Origin of the sequence: Thioalkalivibrio sp. ALM2T (assembly GCF_000381505.1) — a bacterium.
Taxonomy (GTDB): domain Bacteria; phylum Pseudomonadota; class Gammaproteobacteria; order Ectothiorhodospirales; family Ectothiorhodospiraceae; genus Thioalkalivibrio; species Thioalkalivibrio versutus.
This window is the reverse complement of the sequence record NZ_KB906559.1, coordinates 181,977-206,838: the sequence shown is the minus strand read 5'-3', so window position 1 is coordinate 206,838 and position 24,862 is coordinate 181,977. Positions and strand designations below refer to the sequence as shown.

The window sequence follows — 24,862 nt, the reverse complement described above, 5'->3', positions numbered from 1 at the left end:
CTCGCCTGCGCATCATCCGTCAGGACGAACGGGTTCACACCGTCCTCGGCGATGGTCACCGTGCCCTCGACCGACGCCACCAACCCGTCCAGGCCCACCTGGCCATTACGGATCGCCGCCGCACCGTCGGCTGTCAGCACCACATTGCTACCTTCCAGCGCCAGATAACCGCCGCTGTCCTCGTTCAGCGACAGGGCGATCTCGCCCGCCAGTTCGCCGTCGATACCATCCAGGTCCAGATCGGTCGTGACTTCGAACACCACATCATTCTCGGCCGCCGACTGCGGCCAACCGTCGGTCGCGCCATCCACCAACTCCAGACCCACCGTCAGCTCCGGCTGTGGAGTCGGTACCACCACACCACCTTCGGCGCTGGCTTCGAGCATGAAGGTATTGACGAGGCCTTCACCGATGGTCAGCGAGCCTTCGATGGTCACGTCAAGATCGTTTCCTGAAACCTGGCCGTTCTGGATGGCTCTGGCACCTTCCTCGCTCAGTACGACCGACCACTGGCCCCAGTCATTCTGTGAAAGCTCAAGGTATTCGCTGTCGCCACCAACGATCTCGTACGAAAAATCGCCCAGCGAGGGGTCGATGCCATCAAAGTCAGCCTGAGGGTTGATCCAGAATACCGGCATGCCTGCGTCAACTGCCGACGCGGGGTACCCAAAATCTCCGGCCACGTTATCCGCGCCGACACTGAGTTGCTGGAGATCAGGCTCCTGCACCCCAGGCAGCTGGTCCACCGGAGGCATATAAAAGACTTCTCCCGGCCAAAGTTCGACATCAAACGTCGGCTGCGGGACCTCCACCGCAACGGCTGAAACTTCCGTCGCCGAAACCGGACCGATTCCCTCGATTTCCACGGTGCCCTGAACTTCGACAGAAAACTCGTTATTGGGTACCTGTCCATTCTGCAAGGCCCATGCGCCCTGCTCGGTCAACACGACGGCTGGATTGCCCTCGGAATCCGTACCAATCGCCAGATAGTCCGAATCGCCCCCAACAATTGCATATCCGATCGGGCCCGCGGCCGTATCCGGCAATCCGTCCAGATCCAACGTGGAATCAAGGCTGAACACCGCCAAACCCGTACCGGGTTGTTCAGAGGGCGACACGTCGGCCTCTTCGACCCGAGCGGACATGACGTCTGGACTTTGGGGACGAATATCCGCTACGACCCGCGAGACCATCTCACTGAGCGGTGTAACGCTGATGACGAGGCTGGGTTCCGGTACCACTTCGTCGGTGGTTGTCCCCGTGTCGTCTGTGGTTGTCCCGGTCCCAGTATCAGCGACCGTCCCTCCATCTTCACCGCCAGCTTCACCGGGGCCGCGCAGGGAATTCGACTCATAGGCGTAGGTGACCTGACCTACTTCCTCGGAACCGCGGGTGACACGGACGAAGCCGCTACCTTCTCCGGCGCCGCCACCGTCGGCACCGGCGGCCGGGGCTTCGATCAGGTCGGTGATGTCTTCGCCGCGATCCAGGGCGGCGATGATCTCCTCAACGGTGGCGTCGGCCACCTCGGCGTCCTGGGGTTCGGGTTCAGCGGATTCGGCAAGGTCCGAGGTAATAGTCGCGGACTCGTTGCCGGCGAGGGTCATGGTAGAACCATCCTCGAAGGCCATTTCGATGAAGGCGCCGTCTTCGGCGATCACTTCTTCGCCATGGAAGATTGGGTCGCCCGGCTGCAGGACGCGGGTGTTGCCGTCCTCGTCCCGCGCAATGACGGTGCCGACAATGGATTCAACGGTCGCTACGACGACTTCGGACATGACGATCCCCTTGGATACGGTACTAGTTGAAAGTTTTTGCTGGATAGGATGCTAGGGGAGCAGCCGCTGGCGCGACAGCTGTACTGAAGTACAGGGGGGGGCAGGAGGAACGGCCGTAGGACTCGACCGGGAAAACCAGATGCACTCGTAACGATTTGGGTCTGGATTTCGGGCGAGGTGATTCGCCCCATCCACGAACCGAGCGAGTCGAGCGCCGAAGGCGAGCCATCCGTCAGGCGGCGCGGCCCGCAGGATGGTCATGTGGGTCGCGAACCCCATCACCCCCGGACGACGGCCAGAAGGAGCGCCTGGACCGGATCAGGCCGTGGGCCAGGACTCGCGCAGACGCGTAAGGTGCAGGACGAGCTGGACGCGATCGTCGACGTCGAGCTTCTTGAAGACCGACCCAAGGTGCATCTTGACCGTGCGCTCGGTCATCCCAAGCTGGCGTGCAATTTCCTTGTTGTGCGCGCCGGTGGTCACGGCAAGGGCGACCTGTCGTTCGCGCGGGGTCAGGTCCTCGAACCCCTCGGGCGGTGTTTCCGGATCCTGCGGTTGCGCGCTGCGCACCGTGCGGATCATGCGGGTCATCAAATCCGGGCCCACCCACAGACCGCCCCCAGTGACGGTGGCTGCAATCGTTCGCAGCTGGGCGACGTTCGCCAGGGTGTGGCAGTAGCCGTGTGCGCCGGCGTCGAAGGCTCGAATGCCTTCTTCGTCATTCGGGTGGCGGGAGTGCACGATCACGCGGTGTACCCGCGTGCGCTGCCTGACGTGCTGGTCCCAATCGGCGACATCCGTTCCGACCCAGCACGCCTCGGCGCCCTCGGGCAGCGCCGCGGGAAACGGCGGTCGGAGCACCTGCGCGTCCGGAAACGCCGCCTCCCAGCGCGGCGACGGCCGCGCATCTTGATCCATCAGGAAGATCTGCATGTTTCTCAGCGCTCCGTAAAGGCCAGATCGCCCGCGCGGAGGATCGGCTTCAGCAGGTACTGCAGGATGGTTCGACGTCCGGTGATGACATCCACCTGGGCCACCATCCCCGTCATGATCGGATGCTCCTCGTCGAAGCCGGTCTCGTCGGTTCGCACGCGGACCTTGTAGAAGGTGTTGCCATCGTCGTCCGTGATCGTGTCTGGACTGATGTGTTCGACCGTCGCCTCCAGCCCGCCATAGATCGCGAAGTCATACGCCGTGAACTTCACCCGCGCCTGCAGGCCCGGCCGTAGATAGGCGATGTCCCGCGGCGACATGCGGGCCTCGATCAGGAGTTCGTCCTCCAGCGGGACCACCTCCGCCACCTCGCGCCCCGGCGAAATCACGCCGCCCCGAGTGGTCACGAACATCCTCTGGACAATCCCGGTCATCGGGGAGCGCACCTCGGACAGGCGCACACGGTCCTCGAGCCCTTCGGTTCCCTCGGCCAGCTCCTGCAGGCGGCCCAGCGTGTCGGCCAGCTCGGCGCGCCACTGGTTGCGGAAGTTGAGCCGCACCTCGCGGATCTTCTCTTCCGCCTCCTCGATAGCGGCATTCAGGCGGGCGATCTGCGCGGTCGCCTGGTCGCGATCCCCCCGGGCATTGGACACTTCCCGCTGCAGGCGGAGCACCTCCACCTCCGAAACCGCTCCGCTTTGCACCAGCGGTTCGGTGACGTCCAGTTCCCGGCTGGCCAGTTCCAGTGCCCGCACGGCCTGAGTCCGGCGTGCGCGCACCTCGTTCAACTCTTCCTGGCGCTGGTTCAGCTGTTCCTCGGCAATCCGGATGCGCGAGTTCAGTTCCGCCAGGCTTTCTTCATACAGTTGCTGTTCCTGCTCGACGATGGCGGACGGGCCCTGTTGCAACTCCGGCGTCACCAGGAAGGGCGTATCCGAAAGCAACGCGATCAGACGCGCCTGCCGGGCCCGCAGCGAAAACTCGCTGGCGCGGGCCTCGCCCAGATCGGAAAGAAAGCGTGTGGGATCAATACGGACCATGACATCGCCGCGTTCAACGACATCACCCTCGCGCACGAGGATGTCCGAGACGACGCCCCCATCCATTGATTGCAGCACCTGAAGGTTCTGCGAGGGGATCACCCGCCCATCGCCACGCGCGACCTCGTCGATCTCCGCCACCGATGCCCAGTACACGAGCAAGACGAGCGTCACCAGAATGCCGTACAACAGTGCACGGGCACGCAACGGCTTTTCCTGGATCTGGGTCCAGTCGGCATCCGAAGCCCAGTTCCGGTGGTCCGCGCCCTCCTTGGTCAGCCAGGGCCGAAAGATCCGGTCCACCATGGGCGCGCCGACCTTGCCGGCGCGATCCATCCCGCGCCCGAGGTCTTCGAACCCCTGTCCTTCCTTTCGCTTGCTCACGCCTGTGCCTTCCCGACGCGGCCTTCCCGCAGGGCCTGGACCACCTGGTCTTTCGGCCCGTCTGCCACCACGCGGCCCTGATCCAGCACGATGATGCGGTCCACCAGCTCCAGCAGCGAGGTGCGATGGGTCACGATCACCGCCGTGCGGCCCTCCATGAATTCGGCCAGGCGACGCTTCATCGCCTGCTCGGTCGAGTTGTCCATGGAGCTGGTGGGTTCGTCCAGCAGAAGCATGTTCGGCTCGTGCAGCACCGCACGCGCCACCCCGACACTCTGTTTCTGGCCTCCCGACAGGCGCCCGCCGCGCTCGCCGACCTGCATGTCGATGCCCTGCGGATGGGTGTTGATCAGGTCCTCGATACCGGATATCCCGATCGCCTTGCGAATCGCCTCGTCCGAAGCCAGCGGATCACTGGCGACCAGGTTTTCCCGGAGGCTGCCGTAGAACAGCGTCACCTCCTGACCCACATACCCCAAGGAACGCCGCAGCTCCGCCGGGTCGAGCTGACGCACGTCGATGCCGTCGACCATCACCGCGCCGCCGGTTGGCTGGTACAGGCCCATGATCAGCTTGGCCAGTGTGCTCTTCCCGGAGCCCACCCGCCCCAGGATCGCCACATGCTCCCCCGGCTGGATGCGTAACGAGACGTTGCGCAAGGCCGGGTTGGGCTGCTCGGGGTAGGCGAAATCCACATTGCGGAACTCGATTGCTCCCTCGAAGCGATCGCGACTGAGGAACGTGGATTCCGGAGGCCGCTCCACCGGCAGCGTCATGATCTCGTTAAGGGAGCCCAGCGCGGTGGAAGCCTGGTGATACTGCATCAGCAGCCCCGCGGTCTGACTGATCGGCGCCATCGCACGGGAGGAAATCAGGTAGGCGGCAATCAGACCGCCCATCGACAGATCGCCCTCCATCAGCAGGAACACGCCGAGGACAATAATGGCCACCCCGACGGTGTGCTGTGCCCATAGCGCGGTATGGGTAACGCTCGCCGTGAGCAGGCGATTCTGCGCACTGGTGCGGGCCAGATGCGCCGTCGAACGCTCCCAGGTCGCCTGGACTCGCCCCTCGGCGCTCAGCGCCTTCAGGGTCTCCGCACCGGCAAGGCTTTCCACCAGCGTGGAGTTGCGCTGCGCTGCGACGCGGTAGCTCTCCTCCGCCAGTGCATGCAGCTTGCGGTGGATCGCCGTCGCGTACAGCAACAGCACCAGCGCACCGATCACCACCGGTACCGCTAGCGGCCAGGCGATCAGCGCGATGATCGCAATGAACAACAGCGCAAACGGGAGATCGACAAAGGCGATGATCGTCGCCGAAGAGATGAAGCTGCGCACCGACTCGAACGCCCCGATATTGGACGCGAACGAGCCCACCGAGGCCGGCCGATGCTCCATGCGCAGACCCAGCACCCGCTCCATGATGTGCGAGGACAGCTTTACGTCCGCTCGCATCGCGGCCTTGTCGACAAAATGACTGCGCATGGTGCGCAAGACCAGATCGGCGATCAGCACGATCACCACGCCCGCCGCGAACATGAAGAGCGTTTCTGTCGCGTGGTTGGGGACGACGCGGTCGTACACGTTCAGCACGAACAGCGGCATCGCCAGAGCAAAGAGGTTGATCATGACCGCCGCCACGAGCACGTCGCGGTACAACGGCCGATTCTCGCGAATGACCCGCCAGAACCAGTGTCCCTTGTCTTCCTTCGACACGCGTGGTGCCCGCGCGTCCATGCGGAACTCGGGGCGAACGTAAATCGCGCGGCCCAGATAGCGTGCCTTCAGACGGTCGATCGGGACGTCGATCACCGCGTCACCCACCTCCGGGTCGACGACGCGGGCCACGCTCTTGTCCTCGTTCCAGCCCACCAGGACCCAGGCATCGTGGTTGTCGAGCAGCAGCAGGGCCGGCAGGAGCTCCTCTTTCAGCGCCCGCGGCTCGCGGGTCACCGTCCGCGTGGTCATCCCCGCGCGCCGCGCGGCACGATCCACCAGGCCCGGGCTGAGACGCCCGTCTTCCAGGGGAAGGCCGGCACGGGCCGAATCCGCCGTCAGGTTCAGGCCATGGGTACGCGCTATGAGGATCAGCCCGACCAGAAGGGGATCGGGACGATCGCTTGCATCCAAAACCGGGAGAGATTCCGTGGCGGCCGTCGCATCGCCTACAGGCCCTGCTGCGGCCTTTTGCTCGTCCGGTTTCGACCCCGCGGTATCGTCCTGCTCATCGGCATCGTGGCGGTTGATAGGTATCCCTCAGAAGGCAGCTTCAAAGCGGGGGCGGGTGCCCGATCCATCAACGCCCCCCGTAATGTCGATTGCGTCACAACTTTGCCTCGGGCGGCCCTGCCAGCACAAGGCGGTCACTAGCCATCGACTAACGGCGAATTAACGCGCCGGCGGGCGCGAAAGAAACGACGCAGCTGGTCGCCCGCCTCGTCTCCCCGAACACCGCGCAATACCTCGATATGGTGGTTATGAGAGGGATGGTGAATCAGGTCCAGGGCACCGCCAACAGCGCCTGTGCGGGGGTCGACTGCGCCGAAAACCAGCCGCGCCACCCTTGCGTGAATCATGGCTCCGGCACACATACTGCATGGCTCCAGGGTCACATAGAGCGTGGTACCCGGAAGCCGGTAGTTCCGCAGTCTTTCGCCGGCCGCACGCAACACCCGGACCTCGGCGTGGGAGGTCGGGTCGTGCTGCGCGATCGGGGCGTTGTGACAGGACGCCAAACAGGTTCCATCTGCGGCCACCAGCACCGCCCCGACCGGGACCTCGCCCAATTCGGCGGCACGTCCGGCCTCTTCCAGGGCCCGGGCCATCCAGAAGTCGTGGGCCTCCGGTTGCTCCGGCCGAGGTCCATCGGCCCCGGCGGGCGCCGGACTAGCGTCCGCCATCGGCCTGCGGTCCGGGCCTGGCCAGCGCCGACTCGATCGCGTTCGCCAGGTCGGCCGGCTTTTTCTGCGGGGCGAACCGGTCCATCACGCGACCGTCGCGGCCGACCAGGAACTTGGTGAAGTTCCACTTGATGCCCTGCGTGCCCAGGGCACCCGGCGCCTGTGCCTTGAGGTGCCGGTAGAGCGGATGCGCACCGTCCCCGTTCACTTCGATCCTGGCGAATACCGGAAACGAGGCCCCGAATTTTACCCCGCAGGCCCGAATCTGGTCCGCATCACCTGGCTCCTGCCCGCCAAACTGGTTGCAGGGAAATCCCAGTACCCGGAACCCCTGTTCGGCGTAGCGATCGTGCAGGGCCTGCAGGCCCTCGTACTGGGGGGTAAAACCGCACTCGCTCGCGACGTTCACGATGAGCAGGACATCGCCCCGCCAGTCCGCCAACGGCTGCTCGCCTCCCTCCGGCAACGGCGCGGAAAAGTCGAAAACGTCGCTCATTCGCGGGCCTCCCCTTCGGCTTCGCGCAGCAGTTCGTGCTCCAGCTCCGCGAGGACATCAGCGGTCGCCTGCGACAACGCGGAGACCAGGCGCGCCGCCGAACGCCGGTCGATGGTGTGTTGTGCGTCCATGTGGACCAGGCGGGAACGTTCCGCCGTGCGCAACTGGGTACGCAGCCCCACGCGGCCCATTCCCCGCACCGGTTGATCGCCATCCGCCGCCGGAAGCGCGTCCAGGTTCGCGGCGTCGAGATCGCCGTAGAGGGCCGTTACCAACAGGTGAAGCTCCACTGCGGGTCGCCCCTCGGCCCGGACGTTGGCCGCGCTACCGACCAGTTCGACGGCCGCACCCTCCCGCGTCCAGCGCTCGCGCAACAGCTGCTCGATCTGTTCGCCCGGGGTCAGAAACCATTCGTTGTAGTAGTCGGATTCGTAGCGATGGTCACCCAGGCGGTAGACCAAACCCTTCCCGGAGTAGGCCGGCGCCACGCGTACCGAGCCCAGTTCGACCGCCAGGGGACGATCCGTTTCGGCCTGCAGAGGGGCCGGTTCGGCCGGCAACTCCAGCAGGAACCATGACCGGTCCACCGCATCGCGCTCGGGAATCAACGTGCAACCGCCCAGAAGCCAGGCCGTCAGCAGTACGGCGGGTAAGGTCCATCGGATCATCAGTTACTCCTCGTCCATCGTGCTGCGCGGCGGCGGCGCACCAAACAGTGCACCGCCCGGATTACGGCGGACATCGTCCGACAGACTGCGCAATCCACCCATCGCGGCCTGCAGTTCGTCGAGGGTTTCCAGCAACTTGCCCTCGCTCACGTCCATTCCCCGATTCAGGCGCTCCACCATCGAATCCATCCGGTCCACCAGACGTCCGACATCGGCGGCCTCGGCGGTCTCGCGCAGCTCGCGCAGCGCGGCACGGGTCTCGCTGGGCAGGGCCTGAGTATCCGGGTGTTCGACCAGACGCTCCACCGACTCCATCACCCGGTTCGCCGTGCGGGTCGTGGTCTTCAGCTCCTCGATCATTTCATCCGCCTGTTCTGCCAGGCGCCCGGTATCCAGTTCACTAAGGGCGGTGTCCACCGTGATCAGCAGACTGGTCAGGTTATCCACGACGCCCTCGATATCCAGCTCGTCGATGCGCTTGAGCAGGCTTTCTGCATATTCGAGGAACTGCATTGCGGTACTGGGCGCCGACGGGACATAGATCGAATGCGGCTCCCAGTCATGCGCCAGCGGGGGATGATTTTCCGGGTCGGAGAAATCCGTCTCCAGGTAGTTCATGCCGGTGATCCCCTGCGCCGCCATGCGCACGCGCAGACCCGCGTCGATCAGGCTCTCGAGAATACGGTTCTCGAACTCGCCTTCCTGTGCACTGGCGGCGAAACGGTCCGGATACAGCCGCGCCCGCACCATCACGTAGCGCCGGCGATCACGCGGGCGCACGTCGGATTCGTAGACCACCGAGGTAAAGGTCAGGTCGGTCACCTCCCCGATGTTCACGCCGCGAAACTTCACCGGCGCGCCCACCTCCAGGCCCTGCACCGAGGAATCCATGTACGTCTCGATCTGGATGGACGGACGCAGCAGGTTACCCGCCGTCAGGATCAGCAATGCCGCCACCAGGGCCGCCAGCCCGCCGAGGATGAACAACCCCAGCCGGAAATGATGTCGGGCACTCATGCGGGCCTCTCTTCGTCGGAATCCGTCCGCCGCAGGAACCGCTGCACCCACGGATGATTCGATGTGTCACGCAGGGTCGCCGGGTCGCCCTCGGCTGCAATCCCCTGGCTTTCCTTGTCGAGCATAATCACCCGGTCGGCAATCGCAAAAATGCTGGCCAGTTCGTGGCTGACAATCACCATAGTCATGCCCAGGGTCCGCGCCAGGCGCTGGATCAGCCGATCCAGGTCCGCCGAGGTGATGGGATCCAGCCCGGCCGAGGGTTCGTCCAGGAACAGGACCTCCGGGTCCAGCACCATGGCGCGCGCGATGGCCGCGCGTTTCTGCATGCCACCGCTGATCTCCGAGGGCATGAAATCGGCAAACGAACCCAACCCCACCAGCTGCAGACGGGCGCGCGCGATGGCGTCCATCGCCTGGCGCGGCAACTTCGTATGCACCTCCAGCGGCAGACGCACGTTTTCCAGCAGGGTCATCGACCCGAATAATGCGCCCATCTGGTACATAACGCCGACCCGCCGCAGAATCGCCTCGCGCTGCGCGCCCTCCGCTTCGGCGATATCCGACCCGGCTACCCAGATATGCCCGGCCTGCGGCCGGTTAAGCCCGATCATGTGCTTGAGAAGCGTGCTCTTGCCACTACCGGAGCCCCCCAGGATTACGAAGATCTCGCCCCGGCGAACATCGAAATTCAGATCGCGCATCAGCACAAGGTCATCGAAACCCATGGTCAGCCCGCGAACACGGATGACCACTTCGCCATGCGTGCCATCGGGGACGGTCGTGCCCGCGTCGGTCATTCCTCAGACCCCCAGATGGTAGAACATCACGGCGAACACGCCGTCCAGCACCACAATGAGAATGATGGATGTCACCACCGCGCTGGTGGTGGAAAGCCCGACCGAGGCGGCCCCGCTGCCGGTCTGCAATCCGCGCAGACACCCTACCCCGGCGACCACCAGACCGAATACCACCGCCTTGACCAGGCCGGAGAACAGATCGGACAGTGTCAGCGCGGACGTCACCTGATTGAAGAACGCCACCCAGGGGATCCCAAAGCCCTGCATCACCACCGCGGCACCGATCAGCCCGATCATGTTCGCGTACAGCGCCAGTAGAGGCGCAACCAGCAACCCCGCGAGCACCTTCGGCAACACAAGAAAACGCACCGGATCCAGCCCCATTGTCTTCAGGGCGTTGACCTCTTCGTTCACCTTCATCGTGCCGATCTCGGCCGCGAAGGCGGCCCCCGAGCGGCCCGCCAGCAGGATCGCCATCATCAACGGCCCCAGTTCGCGGAACAGCGAGACCGCCACCAGATTGGCCACGAAGATCTCGCCCCCGAACTGGCGCATCGCGATCGCCGACTGGAAGGCCAGGATCACGCCCAGCAGGAAGGCAATCAGCGAAACAATCGGCAAGGCCTGGAAGCCCGCCGCCTCCGCCACCCGCAGGGTATCGCCCCACCGCACCTGGCGCGGGTGGCGCAGGGCACTGCCGACGGCTCGGGTCAACTCGCCGACAAAGCTGAACTGGGAGTGTGCCGCACGCCCCACCCGGTCCACGCCGTCCATCCAGCCCTGCCACCAGCCCCGCCCATCGGCGGCGCGAGCCGGCTCGACCGCATCCAGCTCGCGGTACGGGGCAAGCTGCTCCTCGACCATCCGGCCCATACCCTCGAACCGGACCTCGGCATCTGCGCGCAAGAAGTCTTGCTCCAGCGCATGCAGCAACGCCGCCCCCGCCCCGTCGCAGTACTCGACGCCCCGTAGGTCAACCAGCACCGTACCGGCCGCCTGCTGCCCCAGATCGCGGGCACAGCGCCGCAGCGGGCCCCAGTGTTGCTCCACGGCATGCACGTCCAGCCGCCCCGACAGGCGCAGCCGGGGCGCGGGATCGACTGTGGCATCATATTCGAACGGGGGTTCCGCACTGGCGGCCGTGGAATCCATCGCGTGACTCGCGGAGAACGAGCCTTCATGGTAGCCGCATCCTGGCACCTGGAACCATTCGCCGGTGAAGAACTCTTCAAGGCAGACTGCCAATCCATCCGCCGCAACCAACAACGAGGCTCGAATGTCATCGGCCAAGGACGCCCTGCAACAGGTAGAACACGCACTGAACGAGGTCCTCCTTGGCAAACCCGAGGCGGTGCGCCTGGCGCTGGCCTGCCTGCTGGCCAATGGTCACCTGCTGATCGAGGACGTGCCCGGGGTGGGCAAGACCACCCTGGCCCACGCCCTGGCCCGGGCGATGAACCTCGAGTACCAGCGCGTCCAGTTCACCAGTGACCTGCTGCCCGGCGATGTCCTCGGCGTCTCCATCTTCGAGCAGGCCAGCGGTCAGTTCCGCTTCCATCCCGGGCCGATCTTCACCCAGGTCCTGCTCGCCGACGAGATCAACCGCGCGCCCCCGAAAACGCAGAGTGCCCTGCTGGAAGCGATGGAAGAGCGCCAGGCCAGCGTGGAGGGCGCCACCCGCGAATTGCCGGTGCCGTTTTTCGTCATCGCCACCCAGAATCCGGAGGAGCAGGTCGGCACCCACCCGCTGCCGGAATCCCAGCTCGACCGGTTCCTGATGCGCATCCAGCTTGGCTACCCGGACGCCGGCGCCGAACGGGCCCTGCTGGAACGCAGCGGTCCCGCTCCCGCGGCCGCACCGGTGGCGGAGAGCCACCCCACCCCGCCCAGCCTGGTGGCCCCGCACCAGTTGCGGGAGTGGCAGGACCAGGTGGCCGAGGTCCATGCCGGGGCTGAGGTCCTCGACTATCTTCAGGGCCTGATCAGTGCCAGCCGCGACCGAGCGCGCTTCGCTCATGGCCTGTCACCGCGTGCCGGGCTGGGGCTGCTGCGTGCGGCCCGGGCCCACGCCTTCCTGGAGGGGCGTGACTACACGACACCCGACGATATCGCCCACGTATTGCCAGCCGTTGCCGGGCATCGGGTGCGCGCACGCGAGCCGGAGGTCCCCGAACGCACGGTCGCGCGCCTGATGGAATGCGTCCCGACTCCATGACCGGACCCGCCCGCTCGCGCGGCCGCATGGCCCGCCTGCGCGACGATGCCATCCGCTGGATCACCCGGCGCCACGCGCACGATGGCGACCAGGCACACCTCGGGCGCGACCGCATCTACATCCTGCCCACGCGTGCCGGGTACACCCTGTTCGGCATCATCCTGGTAATGCTCCTGGGGTCGATCAACTACTCCAACAACATGGCGTTCCTGCTGACCTTCCTGCTGGTGGGCATCGGCCATAACGCCATGTGGTACACCCATCGCAACCTGCTGGGTCTGCAGGTCTCCACCCTGCCCGTCCCTGCGGTATTTGCCGGTCAACCGCTGACCCTCCCGCTACGCCTGAGCGAGACCGCTGGACGGAGCCGCGAGGCCCTGGTCCTGCGCATCGGGACGCACTCCAGCGACCCTTTCCCGGTCCCGGCACAGGGGACCCACACCGCACAGCTGGAACTCCCCGGACTCGCGCGCGGCGTTTACCGTCTGCCACGCCAGCGGCTGGACACGCGCTACCCACTGGGCATCCTGGAGGTCTGGAGCTGGCTGACCCTGGCGCCGGAGATCGTGGTCTACCCGGCGCCGATCAATCCGGGTCACACCGCGGGCACCGATGGCGAAGAAGCCGCAGGGGCGTACGACCGGCGCGAGGGCGATGCGCCCGACCAGATCCGCCCCTACCGCGCGGGCGATCCACCCGGTCGCATCGTCTGGAAGGCCTTCGCCCGCAGCGGCAAGCTGCATGTCCGTGAATTCGCCAGCGGCCAGGGTGATCACCTGTGGCTGGAATGGGGGGCCATGCCCGCCTCCGATACCGAGACCCGCCTGTCCATGCTGTGCCATCAGGTACTCGCAGCCCATGCCGAGGGACACGTGTTCGGCCTGCGCCTGCCCGACCAGGCCCTGGAGCCGGCCCAGGGAGTGATTCACCGCGATCACTGCCTGCATGCCCTTGCGCGGTTCCGCAGCACCCCGGTCGAAATGAACCCGGAGCCGGGCCCATGAGAGACAAGCCCGCCAGGCCTGCAAACCACACGAATCTGCGCGGATTGGAGCTGGCCCTGGTCGCCCTGCCGGTCGCCGCCCTGCCACACGTCTGGCATCAGCCACCGTGGATCACCGCGCTGGTCGTGCTCGCGATCGCCGTGCGGGCGTGGCTGCTGGGCACGGGCCGCCCCGCGCCTTCGCTCGGCGTGATGAGCGTGCTGGCCGTGATCGCCGGTGGCTTGACCTTCGCGCAGTTTGGCACCGTATTCGGCCAGGAGGCCGGCACCGCGCTGCTGCTGGTGATGATCGCCTTCAAGCTGCTGGAGACCCGCAACCGCCGCGACATCGTGATCGCACTGTTCCTCGGCTACTTCGTGGTGGTCACCACCTATTTCTTCGACCAATCCATCCTGATCGCGGCCTATTCGCTCCTGGCCACCTGGCTGCTCACCGCCGCGCTGATCCAGGTGCATGCCGGACGCGTGATCCCCCGCCCGCGCCTCGCGCGGCAGGCGGGCGCCATGCTGCTGCATGCCCTGCCCTTCATGCTGATCCTGTTCTTCGTCTTCCCGCGCGTCGAGGGTCCGCTGTGGGGCGACCCACAACGCGAGCAGACCGCGCGCACCGGGTTGTCCGGCGAGCTCAATCCCGGCGATATCGCCAACCTGCTGCAGGACGAATCGACCGCCCTGCGGGTCGAGTTCGACCGCGAGGTGCCGCCCCTGCGAGCGCAATACTGGCGCGCCCTGGTCATGACAGACTTCGATGGCCGGCGCTGGTCCGCGGACGAAAATCGCGCGGTAATCCAGCCCACGGCCGCCGACGCCGACGCCGACAACGTCTTCCGCTACACCGCCACCCTGGAGCCCACGCGGGCGCGCTATCTGCCGATGCTGGATTACCCAAGTGCCCTGCCCGAGGATGCCGAGCTGCGCGCGAACTACCAGGTCCTGCGCGATCGCCCCGTGACCAGCCGCATCCAGTACAGCGCCGAGGCCGCCCTGACCACCCCACCCGGAGCAGGCGAACCCACACTGGACCCACAGGAGCGCACCCGCGCACTGCAGCTGCCGCCTTCCGCCGCGCCCCGGTCGCGGGCCGAGGTCGCCCTGTGGCGCGCCACCCACGGAGACGACGATCGGGCCATCATCCAGGCGGCCCTGCAACGCTTCAGCGCCGAGCCATACCGCTACACTCTCCAGCCGCCACGACTCGAAGACGACACCACCGATACCTTCCTGTTCGAGACCCAGGCCGGCTACTGCGAGCACTATGCCTCCGCATTTGCAGTCCTGATGCGCGCGGCCGACATCCCGACCCGCGTCGTCACCGGCTACCAGGGGGGGGCCTGGCAGGCCCGTGGCGAATACTTGCGCCTGCGCAACGCCGATGCCCACGCCTGGAACGAGGTCTGGCTGGATGGCGAAGGCTGGATCCGGGTCGACCCCACCGCCGCCATCGCACCCGAACGCATCGAACAGGGGCTGCCCGGGCTGGCCAGCGACACCGGCGAGGAGATACCCGGCTTTCTCCGCCGCGGGGAGGGGCTCTCCTGGCTGCAGCGGGCGCGCTTCGGGATGGACGACTGGGGAGACTTCGTACGCTTTCGCTGGGAGAGCTGGGTGCTGGCCTTCGACCCCGAACGCCAGCGCGAGCTGTTCGCTCGCCTCGGGCTGGATTCGCAGGACTGGCGCTCGGTCCTGATCGCGCTGGGGGTTGGGTTCGGCAGCCTGGCGCTGATCGCCCTGACCTGGGTAGGGCTGCGCCGGCCGCGCCAGCGGCACGCGCCCGCCGATCGCGTGCTGCAACAACTATCGCGCCGCATCGCGCGCCACCACCGCCGCCTGGCGCGCCAGGCCCACGAGCCTGTGGATGCCTGGTCCCGCCGCGTCGCACGCGCGCGCCCGGATCTGAGGGAATCCTTGAAGGCCTTCGCAGAGACCTACAACCGCCAGCGTTTCGCCCCGTTGACGCCCGAACAACGCCGGGAGGATTTGCGTCAGCTGCGCAGCCTGCTGTATTCGGTACCGCGCGGGAAGCCGCCCGCGCCCAGACCGGACGCCGTCCAGGTGTAGTGCGTGCCCGTGTTTCCGGCGCCCCAAACGACTCGGGGCCGTCCGGTCTTTCTGACCCGGACGGCCCCGTTTTCTGTCCACGATCCGCGTGCGCGAATCGTCCCGCGTGACGCCTTATGCCGCGTCGTTACGGAAGATGAAGTGGTGCCGCGCACCGCGCCGCTCGTCCTGACGCCGCGCGACCTTCTGCACCTCGGGACGGTTGGCAAACTGCGCCAGGGTAATCCCGTCGAGGAAGTCGTAGAGCTGCTGGCTCAGGTCGTCCCACAGCTCGTGGGTCAGGCAGCGATCGCCGTCCTGGCAGTCCTTGTGGCCCTTGCAGCGCGTCACGTCGACGGATTCATCCACCGCCGTAATGATGTTGGCAATGCTGATCTGGTCCGCACGCTTGGCCAGGCGATAACCGCCACCCGGGCCCCGCACGCCTTCCACCAGATCGGCCTTGCGCAGCTTGGCAAACAGCTGCTCGAGGTAGGACAGCGAAATGCCCTGGCACTGCGAGATGTCGGCAAGCGTCACGGGACCGATCCGGTCGTGAATCGCCAGATCCATCATGGCCGTCACTGCATAGCGGCCCTTGGTTGAGAGTTTCATGCTTGTTGCCTCCGAATAACCTTGAGTATGTGTCCTGCTCGACATCCGTTCGCAGGCTGGCATCCATTCTTAATTCCTGACAACACCTGTCAAGAATAATTCCCTACTTACCTGACAATGGTAGTCGGGAATAATTCCCTCATTCTAGCAGGCGAATGAAGAAAGATCACGGAATGCTAACGTAGGTATTCAGAACCGTTCCATGCAGAGGAGTTCCCCGGCACAAAGCCGCATCGGCGAGGGATCCGCGCTGGCAGGAGGGACTGGGGAGGGCCGAACGAAGAGTCGATATCCCCAAGCGGAGACGCGCCTTTCAGGTCGGTACCGGAGATGACGGACGTGCCCGTCCGGGCACTTGGCTTGTCAGCCAGGCGGGCGACTGAGGTCCGGCACGGCCGGGCCATCGAGAATCATCACCAACGTCCCGACCGGCAGGCGCGGGAACAGCTCGATCACTTCATCGTTGCGCATGCGCACACAGCCCTCCGAGGCCGGTTCGCCAATGCGCCCCTCCTCGTCGGTCCCGTGGATGTAGATGTACCGGCGCAGCGAATCCACATTGCCGCCCCGATTGATCCCCGGCTCCAGCCCTTCCAGCCAGAGGATCCGCGAGGTGATGTTGTCGCGCGGGCTTTGCGCGCCCGGCTCGGTCAGGATTTCCGCGACCTGGCCGGTGTTGCCGCGGGCCCGGAAGATCGTGCCACGCGGCGCGCTGTCACCGAAGCGCTCGGCAATCCGATGCAGGCCCAGCGGCGTCTTGAAGGTGCCCTCCTCGAAACCCACCCCGCGCGCCGAGGTCGATACATCGAAGATATCGGTCACCCGCCCGGCCTCCCAGACGTACAGCCGCTGCTGGTCCACCCGGACCACCACCACCGGGACATCATCCGCATTGGGGGCTCGTTCGCGGGCATCCCGGACGACGGGTTCGATCCATTGGAGACTCGGCAAGAGCACCTCGCGTCTACTTCTTGTTGGCCAGATCCAGCACCTCGCCGGCGACCGGCGTGTTCACCAGCCCGTCACCGCGCAGCGCCGCGAGGTGTTCCAGGTAGTCCGGGGGCAGTCCAGTCACGTACTCCCCGGTGAAGACCGAGCAGTCGAACTCCTGAATGTTCCGGTTGCCGCGGCGCACGGCCTTTTGCAGGTCATCGAGGTCCTGGTAGATCAGGCGGTCGGCGGCAATCGCCTCGCACACCTGGGCCTCGTCCCGACCGTGGGCAATCAGCTCGTCGGCGGCCGGCATGTCGATCCCGTACACGTTGGGATAGCGCACCGGCGGCGCGGCCGAGGCGAAATAGACCTTCTTTGCCCCGGCCTCGCGCGCCATCATCACGATCTCGCGCGAGGTCGTTCCGCGCACGATGGAATCGTCCACCAGCATCACGTTCTTGCCACGGAACTCCAGCGAGATCGCGTTGAGCTTCTGGCGCACGGATTTCCGCCGCTTGGTCTGGCCCGGCATGATGAACGTACGCCCGATGTAGCGGTTCTTGATGAACCCCTCGCGGTACTTGATGTTCAGCTCGTGCGCCATCTCCAGCGCCACGGTACGGCCGGTGTCGGGGATCGGCACGATCACGTCGATGTCATGGTCCGGCCAGATGCGCCGGATCTTTTCACCCAGTGCGGTCCCCATGCGCATGCGCGCGCGGTGCACGAACACATTGTCGATCACCGAGTCCGGGCGCGCGAAGTAGACGTGCTCGAAGATGCACGGGTTCAGGCGGGTCCCCTCGGCACACACGCGCGTGCTGACCTCGCCGTCCGGCGTGATAAACACCGCCTCGCCCGGTGCCAGGTCCCGCTCCAGATCGAAGCCCTGGGACTCCAGCGCGGCACTTTCGGAGGCGACCATCCATTCGCGCCCGCCCTCTTCGGCCTCGCGCGAGCCATAAACAATGGGTCGAATGCCGTGCGGATCGCGGAACGCCAGCAAACCGCCCCCGGCGATCATCGCGACCACCGCGTAGGCGCCTTCGGCCCGCTGATGCACCCGCTCCACCGCATCGAACACGGAATCCGGCGTCAGGCCGTTGTCGAGGAAGCGCAGCAGCTCCTGGGCGAAGACGTTCAGGAGGATCTCGGAGTCCGAGTCGGTATTGATGTGCCGGCGATCCGTGGCGTACAGCGCCTGCTTGAGCTCGCGCGCGTTGGTCAGGTTGCCGTTGTGCCCCAGCGTAATCCCGAATGGCGAGTTCACGTAGAACGGCTGCGCCTCGGCCGAGCTGGACGAACCGGCCGTCGGGTAGCGCACGTGGCCGATCCCCATATGGCCCGTCAGGCTCTGCATGTGCTGGTTGTTGAACACATCGCGCACCAGACCGTTGTCCTTGCGCAGATGCAGCCGCCCGTCATCGTCACAGGTCACAATGCCTGCGGCATCCTGGCCCCGGTGCTGCAAGACCAGCAAGGCGTCATAAAGGGGCTGGTTCACCGGGCTGCGCCCGACGATTCCGACAACTCCACACATACGGTTTCAGGCTCCAGGGTTTTGCAAACGCTGACCAAAGCCGTTCACGGCCTGTCAGCACACGTTGCGCTGCAAATGCCGTTTGCAGCTCGCTTCTAGGGCGTCGCCGGCTCGTCGGCGTCGGGGATTACTTCTTCGACCGGCTCGTCACTCGCCAGCAGATCATGGATCTGTTCCTGCCAGCCTTCCGGCAACTGGGCAATCAGCCAATCCACCAGGCGCTCGAACTCCGGGATCAGGCGGCTGTTTTCCCACCAGGACTCGTCCGGCATCAAGGTCAGCGAGGCAAGGAAGATCAATACCGCCACCAGCAGCACGCCGCGCAGCAGTCCGAAAATCACGCCCAGCGAGCGGTCGGTACCGGTCAGCCCGGTCCCCTTCACCAGGCGGTTGGCCACTACTCCGAGGATGCCGCCCACAATCAGGACGCCAATAAAGATCAGGGCGAAGCCAATGCCCAGGCGCAGGGTGGCATCCGACACCGCCTGGGGGATTTGTTCCGCCACCTCGGCCGCATAGCGGATACCCAGCCACACGCCCACGATCCACGTGGCGAGCGAAAAGGACTCGCGCACGAAGCCACGGAAAAGGCTGATCAGCCCCGACACAACGATCAGGGCGATGATAATGAGGTCGATCCAGTTCACGGGGCCGGTATCGCGTGCTGAAAGGGCGCGTAGTTTACCCCAGCCATCGGTTCCTCGCAGGGTGCCCCGGTCATGGCCATCAGGGGTGTGCCACCACGATACCGGAAAGTTCCAGCTCGTCCTGCAGGCGTTCGCCCAGCTTCACGGCCTCCGCGCGCTGCGCCAGCGGACCGACCTTCACCCGGTAAATCGGGCGGCCATCGGCCATGGAGTCATCGATGAAGGCGGGCCAGCCCGCGTCGCGCAGGCGGGCTGCCTGCTCGCGCGCGTTGTCCTCGCCGCGGAAGCTCCCGACCTGCACCGCCCACCCGGCCTGCACCGGCTCGTCTGGCTCGACCGAGCGCACCGGCGCTTCCTGGGGGGCCGCGGCCCCCCCCTGCTCCCCCGCGGCCGCCCGCGCACCCTCGCCATTCTCCAGGCTGTGCAACTCGGCAACCGGCCTGTCGCGTTCCGCCGCCGGCGCGGCGGGTACCGTGTCTCGACGTGCAGCCGGGCGCTCCGATGGCAGGGCGATATCGGGCTCGGCAAAGGTGGGCGCCGCGGGCACCGGGTCATCGATCCCGCTCATGTACTCGTAACCTGCCCCGTCGAACAACCAGGGCAGAAAGATGACCGCCAGCACGATCAGGATGACCGCGCCAACCAGGCGAAAGCGGATGGGATTGTCGCTGCTGGTCATGCGGTCATCCGGGGGCGGCGCCAGGGCCAGTTAAGGGAACACTACACGCCTGTGACAGTACGCTCGCTCGCGCCGGCGCCGCAAGCCGTCGGGCGCGACGCTCCTGACGCTCAAAGGGCATGCACAACCTCGCCCGCGCCACCAAGCGCCTCGGCCTGCCCGGACAGTGCCAGGTCGGCCAGCTCCTCCGACTGCTCCAGTACCGCCGCCACGGTGTAGAACGAACCGAACACCACCACCCGGCCGCAAGGTCCGGCGCAACGCGTTGCTTCTGCGATGGCCGCCGCGACGGCATCCACGCGGGACACCCGGCGTTGTCCGCTCGCCTCCAACTCGGTGGCCAGCGCCGCGGCGGGCAATGCCCGAGGCAGGTCCAGCGGGACCGGCACCCAGGCATCGACGAGGCCATCCAGACGGCTCCACATGGCGGCCCGCTCCTTGTCCGCCATGACGGCGACCAGGGCCACCACCGCGCCCGGGACCGGATGCGCCTCCAGCCAGCGCGCGAGTTCGTTGACCGCATGCACGTTGTGGGCAACATCCAGCAGCCATTCCGGCTCACCGTGCACCCTCTGAAGACGCCCCGGCGCCGAGATTGCCAGGGCCCGACTGACGACACCATCGTCGAGCCCTCGGGCCAGTCCCAGTGATTCGACCACAGCGAGGGCCGTAGCCGTGTTCAGGAGCGCCGCACCATCAATCCGGCTGGCTGCGCCCTCGACCCGCCATTCGCGCGCCGTCCCCTGCCACTGCCACCGTAGCGTCGTCGCGTCGCGCGTCAGGGCGAAATCACGTTCACTGCGCAGGACCTGCGCCCCCAGTTGTGCGGCATGCTCCAGCACGCTGGCCGGCGGTTCGGGCTCGCCCAGCACTACCGGGCGATTGGGGCGCATGATACCGGCCTTCTCGCGGCCGATCGCCTCGCGACTGTCGCCCAGCCAGGTCTGATGATCGAGGTCCACCGCGGTGATCGCAGCGACGTCGGCATCCCAGATGTTGACGGCGTCCAGGCGCCCGCCCAGCCCCACCTCCAGCACCTGTACCGCGACGCCCTGCTCACGGAACAGCCAGACCGCGGCCAGTGCACCGAATTCGAAGTAGGTCAGGGAATCCTCGCCGCGGGCCTGGTCGATCGCCTCGAAGGCGCGGCACAGGGCGGCATCGGAGACGGGCTCGCCGTCGATGCGGATGCGTTCGTTGTAGCGCAGCAGGTGTGGCGAGGTGAACAGCCCGACCTTCAACCCCTGCGCCTGCAGCAGGGCCGCGGTGCGCGTCGCCACCGTCCCCTTGCCGTTGGTCCCGGCCACGATCACGGTGGGCGGTGTGCCGGCCCCACGCAGCCCCAGGCGATCGGCCACCAGGGCAATGCGCTCCAGGGTCAGATCCATTCCCACGGGATGCAGTTGCTCCTGGAAGGCGAGCCACTGCGCCAGGGTCGTGAAGCGCACTGGCTGCCTCAGGCGGGGCGCGGCGCGTCGACGCGCTCGCCGTCCGCCCCGTTTTCGGGACTGATAACCTCGACGGCCCCCTCGCCCTCCGCCTCATCTCCGGTTGGGTCGGCGCCCGGCGCCGGGGCGTGGGTCAACATGCCCAGTACCGCAGCCAGACGGCTGCGCATGTCACGGCGATCGACGATCATGTCGATCGCGCCATGCTCGAGCAGAAACTCCGAACGCTGGAAGCCCTCGGGAAGGGTCTCGCGCACCGTCTGCTGGATCACGCGGGGCCCGGCAAAGCCAATCAGGGCATTCGGCTCGGCCACGTTCAGATCACCCAGCATGGCCAGGCTCGCGGACACACCCCCCATGGTCGGGTCGGTCATCACCGAGATGAACGGGATGCGTTCTTCCTGCATGCGCGCCAGCACCGCGCTGGTCTTGGCCATCTGCAACAGGGAGAACAACGCCTCCTGCATGCGCGCACCACCAGAGGCACTGAAGCACACCAGCGGGATGCCCTGTTCCAGCGAGCGGTTGGCCCCGCGCACGAAGCGCTCGCCCACCGCGGAGCCCATGGAACCGCCCATGAAGCGGAAGTCGAAGGCAGTCGCCACCAAGGGGCGCCCCAGAAGCTGGCCCTGCATCACGACCAGGGCATCGCGCTCGCCGGTGGCCCGCTGGGCAGCCACCAGGCGATCCTTGTACTTCTTGGAATCGCGGAATTTCAGGACATCGGAGGATTCGATATCCGCCGCGATCTCCTCACGGCCCTCGGCGTCCAGGAAGGTCTCCAGGCGCCGGCGTGCGCTCATGCGGCGGTGATGACTGCATTTCGGGCAGACATCGAGGTTGCGTTCCACCTCGGGGCGATAAAGCGTCGCGTCACAGCCCTCGCAACGGACCCACAGGCCCTCCGGGACCCCCCGCTTGGTCGCATTGTCGGTGCGGATGCGCGAAGGCATCAACTTCTCGAACCAGCTCATGCCGTCTCCCCGTAATTCGAATCGGCGCCGCGCATTCTACACCGTGGCTGCCGCGCCCGGGGAGCGCGCCACATCCATGGCATGACGCATCTCACTGACCACCGCCGCCGCCGCACGGGCGAAGCCGTCGGCATCGCCGTCGTGCTCCTCGGCCAGGCGCACGATCGCGCTCCCCACCACCACGGCATCGGCCACCTGCGCGACGCTCCCCGCGGTCTCGGCATCGCGAATGCCGAAGCCCACGCCCAACGGCAGCCCGGTGTGGCGACGCAGACCTTCCAGGCGCGCGGCCAGTGCCGAGGTATCCAGGGTCTGCGAACCGGTTACGCCCTTCAGCGATACGTAGTAAACAAAGCCGCGCGCCGCCCGGGCCACATGATCGATACGCGCTTCCGAGGTCGTGGGCGCGATCAAGAAGATGGGATCGATGCCGGCCTGCTCCAGCAGCCCCACCACGTCCTCGCTCTCCTCCGGCGGCAGATCCACCGTCAGCAACCCATCCAGCCCGGCCGCCTTCGCGGTCTGGGCAAAGGTCTCGTACCCCATGCGCTCCACCGGATTCAGGTAGCCCATCAGGACCACCGGCGTGGTGGTGTCCTGCTTGCGGAACTCCGCCACCATCGCCAGCACGTCGCGCAACCCGGTGCCAAAACGCAGGGCCCGCTCGCAGGCCTTCTGGATCACCGGGCCATCGGCCATCGGGTCGGAAAACGGGACGCCCAGCTCGATCAGGTCGGCCCCGGCCTCCACCAATGCATGCATCAGGGGTACGGTGGCCCCCGGCTCCGGGTCGCCCGCCGTCACGTACGGGATCAACGCCGCGCGATTCTGTTCGCGCAGTTCGGCAAAACGCTGCTCGATGCGGCTCATAGCGTAATCCCCTCGCGTTCGGCCACGGTGTTCAGGTCCTTGTCGCCGCGCCCGGACAAATTGATGATGATGCTTTGATCGGGACGCATCTGCGGGGCCAGGTCCAGCACATGGGCAATCGCATGACTGGTCTCCAGCGCCGGGATGATGCCCTCGGTGCGGGTCATGCGGTGGAAGCCGGCCAGCGCCTGGTCATCCGTTACCGACACGTAGTTCACCCGGCCGATGTCCTTCAGCCACGCATGCTCCGGCCCGACGCCCGGGTAATCCAGGCCCGCCGAGACCGAGTGCGTGCCGATGATCTGGCCATTCTCGTCTTCCATCAGGTACGTCCGGTTGCCGTGCAGAACGCCCGGCTGCCCGGCGCACAGCGGCGCGGAGTGGCGCCCGGTCTCGACCCCGTCGCCCCCGGCCTCGACCCCGATCATTTCCACCGACTCGTCGCCAAGGAACGGATGGAACAGCCCGATGGCATTGGACCCGCCACCGACACAAGCGACCAGGGTATCCGGCAGGCGTCCGGTCATCTCCAGGTGCTGCTCGCGCGCCTCGCGGCCGATCACCGCCTGGAAGTCACGGACCATCGCCGGATACGGGTGCGGCCCTGCCACGGTGCCAATGATGTAGAAGGTGTCGTCGACGTTGGTCACCCAGTCGCGCATCGCCTCGTTCAACGCATCCTTCAGCGTGCGGGTCCCGGATTTCACCGCCACCACCTCGGCGCCCAGAAGGCGCATGCGATAGACGTTCTGTGTCTGGCGTCGGGTGTCCTCTTCGCCCATGTAGACCACGCATTCCAGTCCCAGCCGCGCGGCCACGGTGGCCGTCGCGACGCCGTGCTGTCCGGCACCGGTCTCGGCGATGATTCGCTTCTTGCCCAGGCGCTTGGCCAGCAGGGCCTGGCCGATCGTGTTGTTTACCTTGTGCGCTCCGGTGTGATTCAGGTCCTCGCGCTTGAGGTAGACCTGCGCCCCACCCAGTTCCCGCGACATGCGCTCGGCATGGTAGAGCGGGTTCGGCCGCCCAACGAACTGCTTCAGATCATGATCCAGCTCCGCCAGGAAGTCGGGATCCTGCATGTACTGCTCGTATACCGCCTGCAGTTCGTCCAGCGCCCCCATCAGGGTCTCGGACACAAAGCGCCCGCCATACGGCCCGAAATGCCCACGGGCATCCGGGAAAGCCGCCCAGTCAATCTTGTTCATCAGTCTCTACCTCGCATTGACGCACCGCCTGTACGAAGGCCCGCATGCGTCGTGCATCCTTGATTCCGGGCGCGGATTCCACCCCGGAACTCACATCGACCCCGTACGGACGCAGGTGTTCCAGAGCAGCGCGCACCGAGTCCGAATCCAGCCCCCCGGCCAGCAGCCAGGGTCGTTCCAGTGCGTCGGGGACACGCTGCCAGTCGAAGCGATGCCCCGACCCGCCACTGCGCCCCCCACCATGACTGTCCAGGAGAAACCCCTGGGCATCCGGATGTTGCTCCATCACCGGGCGTGGATCCTGCCCTTCGCCCATGGCGATAGCCTTTAGATAAGGCCGCCCGAAGCGCGCGCAAAACGGCGCCGTCTCGTGCCCGTGAAACTGCAGGCAATCCAACCCTACCGTCTGCAATACCGTTTCGACGCGTGACAGATCCGGGTCCACAAACAATCCCACCGTGGTCACGAACGGGGGCAGCGCGGCCGCAATGGCCGCGGCCTGCGCCGGTTCTACCGCCCGCCGACTCGCTGCATGAAACACCAGCCCGATGGCATCGGCCCCAGCCGCCGCCGCGGCACGTGCCTGTTCCGGGCTCGTCACTCCGCAGATCTTCACCCGATAACGCATGCGCCGCCGGCCTCCTCTGTCCCGCCGCAAAGCCTACCAGAACCCGGCACGCG

At 66.3% G+C, this 24,862-nt stretch carries 23 protein-coding genes; 3 read left to right on the top strand and 20 right to left on the bottom strand.

Features of this window, described 5'->3' with window-relative positions:
* From F816_RS0106880 to F816_RS0106835, 10 genes are all read right to left on the bottom strand, one after another.
* The coding region (locus tag F816_RS0106880) for a retention module-containing protein (RefSeq protein WP_026333172.1) at window positions 1–1,778 on the bottom strand (1,778 nt) is incomplete at its 3' end.
* A gap of 318 nt (window positions 1,779–2,096) precedes the next feature.
* Entirely contained in the window at window positions 2,097–2,711 is a 615-nt protein-coding gene (locus F816_RS0106875) for a response regulator transcription factor (protein ID WP_019594104.1), read from the bottom strand.
* Between the two features lie 5 nt (window positions 2,712–2,716).
* Window positions 2,717–4,135, bottom strand: coding sequence for an HlyD family type I secretion periplasmic adaptor subunit (locus F816_RS0106870; protein WP_026333171.1), 1,419 nt, complete (start codon window positions 4,133–4,135; stop codon window positions 2,717–2,719).
* Window positions 4,132–6,264, bottom strand: coding sequence for a type I secretion system permease/ATPase (locus F816_RS0106865; RefSeq protein WP_019594102.1), 2,133 nt, complete (start codon window positions 6,262–6,264; stop codon window positions 4,132–4,134). The genes F816_RS0106870 and F816_RS0106865 overlap by 4 nt, the downstream gene beginning before the upstream one ends.
* Window positions 6,265–6,500: 236 nt before the next feature.
* Window positions 6,501–7,034, bottom strand: coding sequence for a tRNA adenosine(34) deaminase TadA (gene tadA, locus F816_RS0106860; RefSeq protein WP_019594101.1), 534 nt, complete (start codon window positions 7,032–7,034; stop codon window positions 6,501–6,503).
* Entirely contained in the window at window positions 7,021–7,530 is a 510-nt protein-coding gene (locus tag F816_RS0106855; RefSeq protein ID WP_019594100.1) for a glutathione peroxidase, read from the bottom strand. Before F816_RS0106855 ends, tadA begins: the two co-directional genes overlap by 14 nt.
* Window positions 7,527–8,198: a membrane integrity-associated transporter subunit PqiC gene (locus F816_RS0106850; RefSeq protein ID WP_019594099.1), complete on the bottom strand. Its 672-nt coding sequence runs from the start codon at window positions 8,196–8,198 to the stop codon at window positions 7,527–7,529. The genes F816_RS0106855 and F816_RS0106850 overlap by 4 nt, the downstream gene beginning before the upstream one ends.
* A gap of 3 nt (window positions 8,199–8,201) precedes the next feature.
* Entirely contained in the window at window positions 8,202–9,215 is a 1,014-nt protein-coding gene (locus F816_RS0106845) for an MlaD family protein (protein ID WP_019594098.1), read from the bottom strand.
* On the bottom strand, window positions 9,212–10,015 hold the full coding sequence (locus F816_RS0106840; RefSeq protein WP_019594097.1) for an ABC transporter ATP-binding protein: 804 nt from the start codon (window positions 10,013–10,015) through the stop codon (window positions 9,212–9,214). The genes F816_RS0106845 and F816_RS0106840 overlap by 4 nt, the downstream gene beginning before the upstream one ends.
* A gap of 3 nt (window positions 10,016–10,018) precedes the next feature.
* Complete coding sequence (locus F816_RS0106835; protein WP_019594096.1) at window positions 10,019–11,167, bottom strand: MlaE family lipid ABC transporter permease subunit; 1,149 nt, start codon at window positions 11,165–11,167, stop codon at window positions 10,019–10,021.
* A 124-nt stretch (window positions 11,168–11,291) separates the two neighbouring features.
* On the opposite strand from F816_RS0106835, the gene F816_RS0106830 reads away from it, so the two are divergent.
* From F816_RS0106830 to F816_RS0106820, 3 genes are read left to right on the top strand one after another with little or no spacing between them, the layout of a single operon-like run.
* Complete coding sequence (locus F816_RS0106830) at window positions 11,292–12,230, top strand: MoxR family ATPase (RefSeq protein ID WP_019594095.1); 939 nt, start codon at window positions 11,292–11,294, stop codon at window positions 12,228–12,230.
* Window positions 12,212–13,234 carry a DUF58 domain-containing protein gene (locus F816_RS0106825; RefSeq protein WP_026333170.1) on the top strand — a complete coding sequence of 341 codons (1,023 nt, stop codon included), beginning with the start codon at window positions 12,212–12,214 and terminating at the stop codon, window positions 13,232–13,234. Before F816_RS0106830 ends, F816_RS0106825 begins: the two co-directional genes overlap by 19 nt.
* Window positions 13,231–15,291, top strand: coding sequence for a DUF3488 and transglutaminase-like domain-containing protein (locus F816_RS0106820; protein ID WP_051080085.1), 2,061 nt, complete (start codon window positions 13,231–13,233; stop codon window positions 15,289–15,291). The genes F816_RS0106825 and F816_RS0106820 overlap by 4 nt, the downstream gene beginning before the upstream one ends.
* Window positions 15,292–15,405: 114 nt before the next feature.
* Here F816_RS0106820 and iscR read toward each other — a convergent pair whose 3' ends face one another.
* The 10 genes from iscR to F816_RS0106770 form a co-directional block, all read right to left on the bottom strand.
* Window positions 15,406–15,885 (bottom strand): Fe-S cluster assembly transcriptional regulator IscR, encoded by a 480-nt coding sequence (gene iscR, locus F816_RS0106815; protein WP_018145846.1) that lies wholly within the window; start codon window positions 15,883–15,885, stop codon window positions 15,406–15,408.
* Between the two features lie 363 nt (window positions 15,886–16,248).
* Window positions 16,249–16,836: a L,D-transpeptidase gene (locus F816_RS0106810; protein WP_019594092.1), complete on the bottom strand. Its 588-nt coding sequence runs from the start codon at window positions 16,834–16,836 to the stop codon at window positions 16,249–16,251.
* A gap of 13 nt (window positions 16,837–16,849) precedes the next feature.
* The gene (purF, locus tag F816_RS0106805) at window positions 16,850–18,358 is read right to left on the bottom strand and encodes an amidophosphoribosyltransferase (RefSeq protein ID WP_019594091.1); all 1,509 of its coding nucleotides are present in this window, start codon (window positions 18,356–18,358) and stop codon (window positions 16,850–16,852) included.
* 95 nt (window positions 18,359–18,453) lie between these two features.
* Window positions 18,454–19,005 carry a CvpA family protein gene (locus F816_RS0106800; protein WP_018169615.1) on the bottom strand — a complete coding sequence of 184 codons (552 nt, stop codon included), beginning with the start codon at window positions 19,003–19,005 and terminating at the stop codon, window positions 18,454–18,456.
* A gap of 79 nt (window positions 19,006–19,084) precedes the next feature.
* On the bottom strand, window positions 19,085–19,684 hold the full coding sequence (locus F816_RS0106795; protein WP_019594090.1) for an SPOR domain-containing protein: 600 nt from the start codon (window positions 19,682–19,684) through the stop codon (window positions 19,085–19,087).
* A gap of 110 nt (window positions 19,685–19,794) precedes the next feature.
* Complete coding sequence (gene folC / locus F816_RS0106790; protein ID WP_019594089.1) at window positions 19,795–21,132, bottom strand: bifunctional tetrahydrofolate synthase/dihydrofolate synthase; 1,338 nt, start codon at window positions 21,130–21,132, stop codon at window positions 19,795–19,797.
* Between the two features lie 8 nt (window positions 21,133–21,140).
* Window positions 21,141–22,106 carry an acetyl-CoA carboxylase, carboxyltransferase subunit beta gene (accD, locus tag F816_RS0106785; RefSeq protein ID WP_019594088.1) on the bottom strand — a complete coding sequence of 322 codons (966 nt, stop codon included), beginning with the start codon at window positions 22,104–22,106 and terminating at the stop codon, window positions 21,141–21,143.
* A gap of 36 nt (window positions 22,107–22,142) precedes the next feature.
* The gene (gene trpA, locus F816_RS0106780) at window positions 22,143–22,976 is read right to left on the bottom strand and encodes a tryptophan synthase subunit alpha (protein ID WP_019594087.1); all 834 of its coding nucleotides are present in this window, start codon (window positions 22,974–22,976) and stop codon (window positions 22,143–22,145) included.
* Complete coding sequence (gene trpB / locus F816_RS0106775; protein WP_018951751.1) at window positions 22,973–24,181, bottom strand: tryptophan synthase subunit beta; 1,209 nt, start codon at window positions 24,179–24,181, stop codon at window positions 22,973–22,975. The genes trpA and trpB overlap by 4 nt, the downstream gene beginning before the upstream one ends.
* A complete protein-coding gene (locus F816_RS0106770; protein ID WP_019594086.1) occupies window positions 24,168–24,809 on the bottom strand; it encodes a phosphoribosylanthranilate isomerase in 642 nt (213 codons plus the stop codon). Before F816_RS0106770 ends, trpB begins: the two co-directional genes overlap by 14 nt.
* Between the last annotated feature and the right edge of the window lie 53 nt (window positions 24,810–24,862).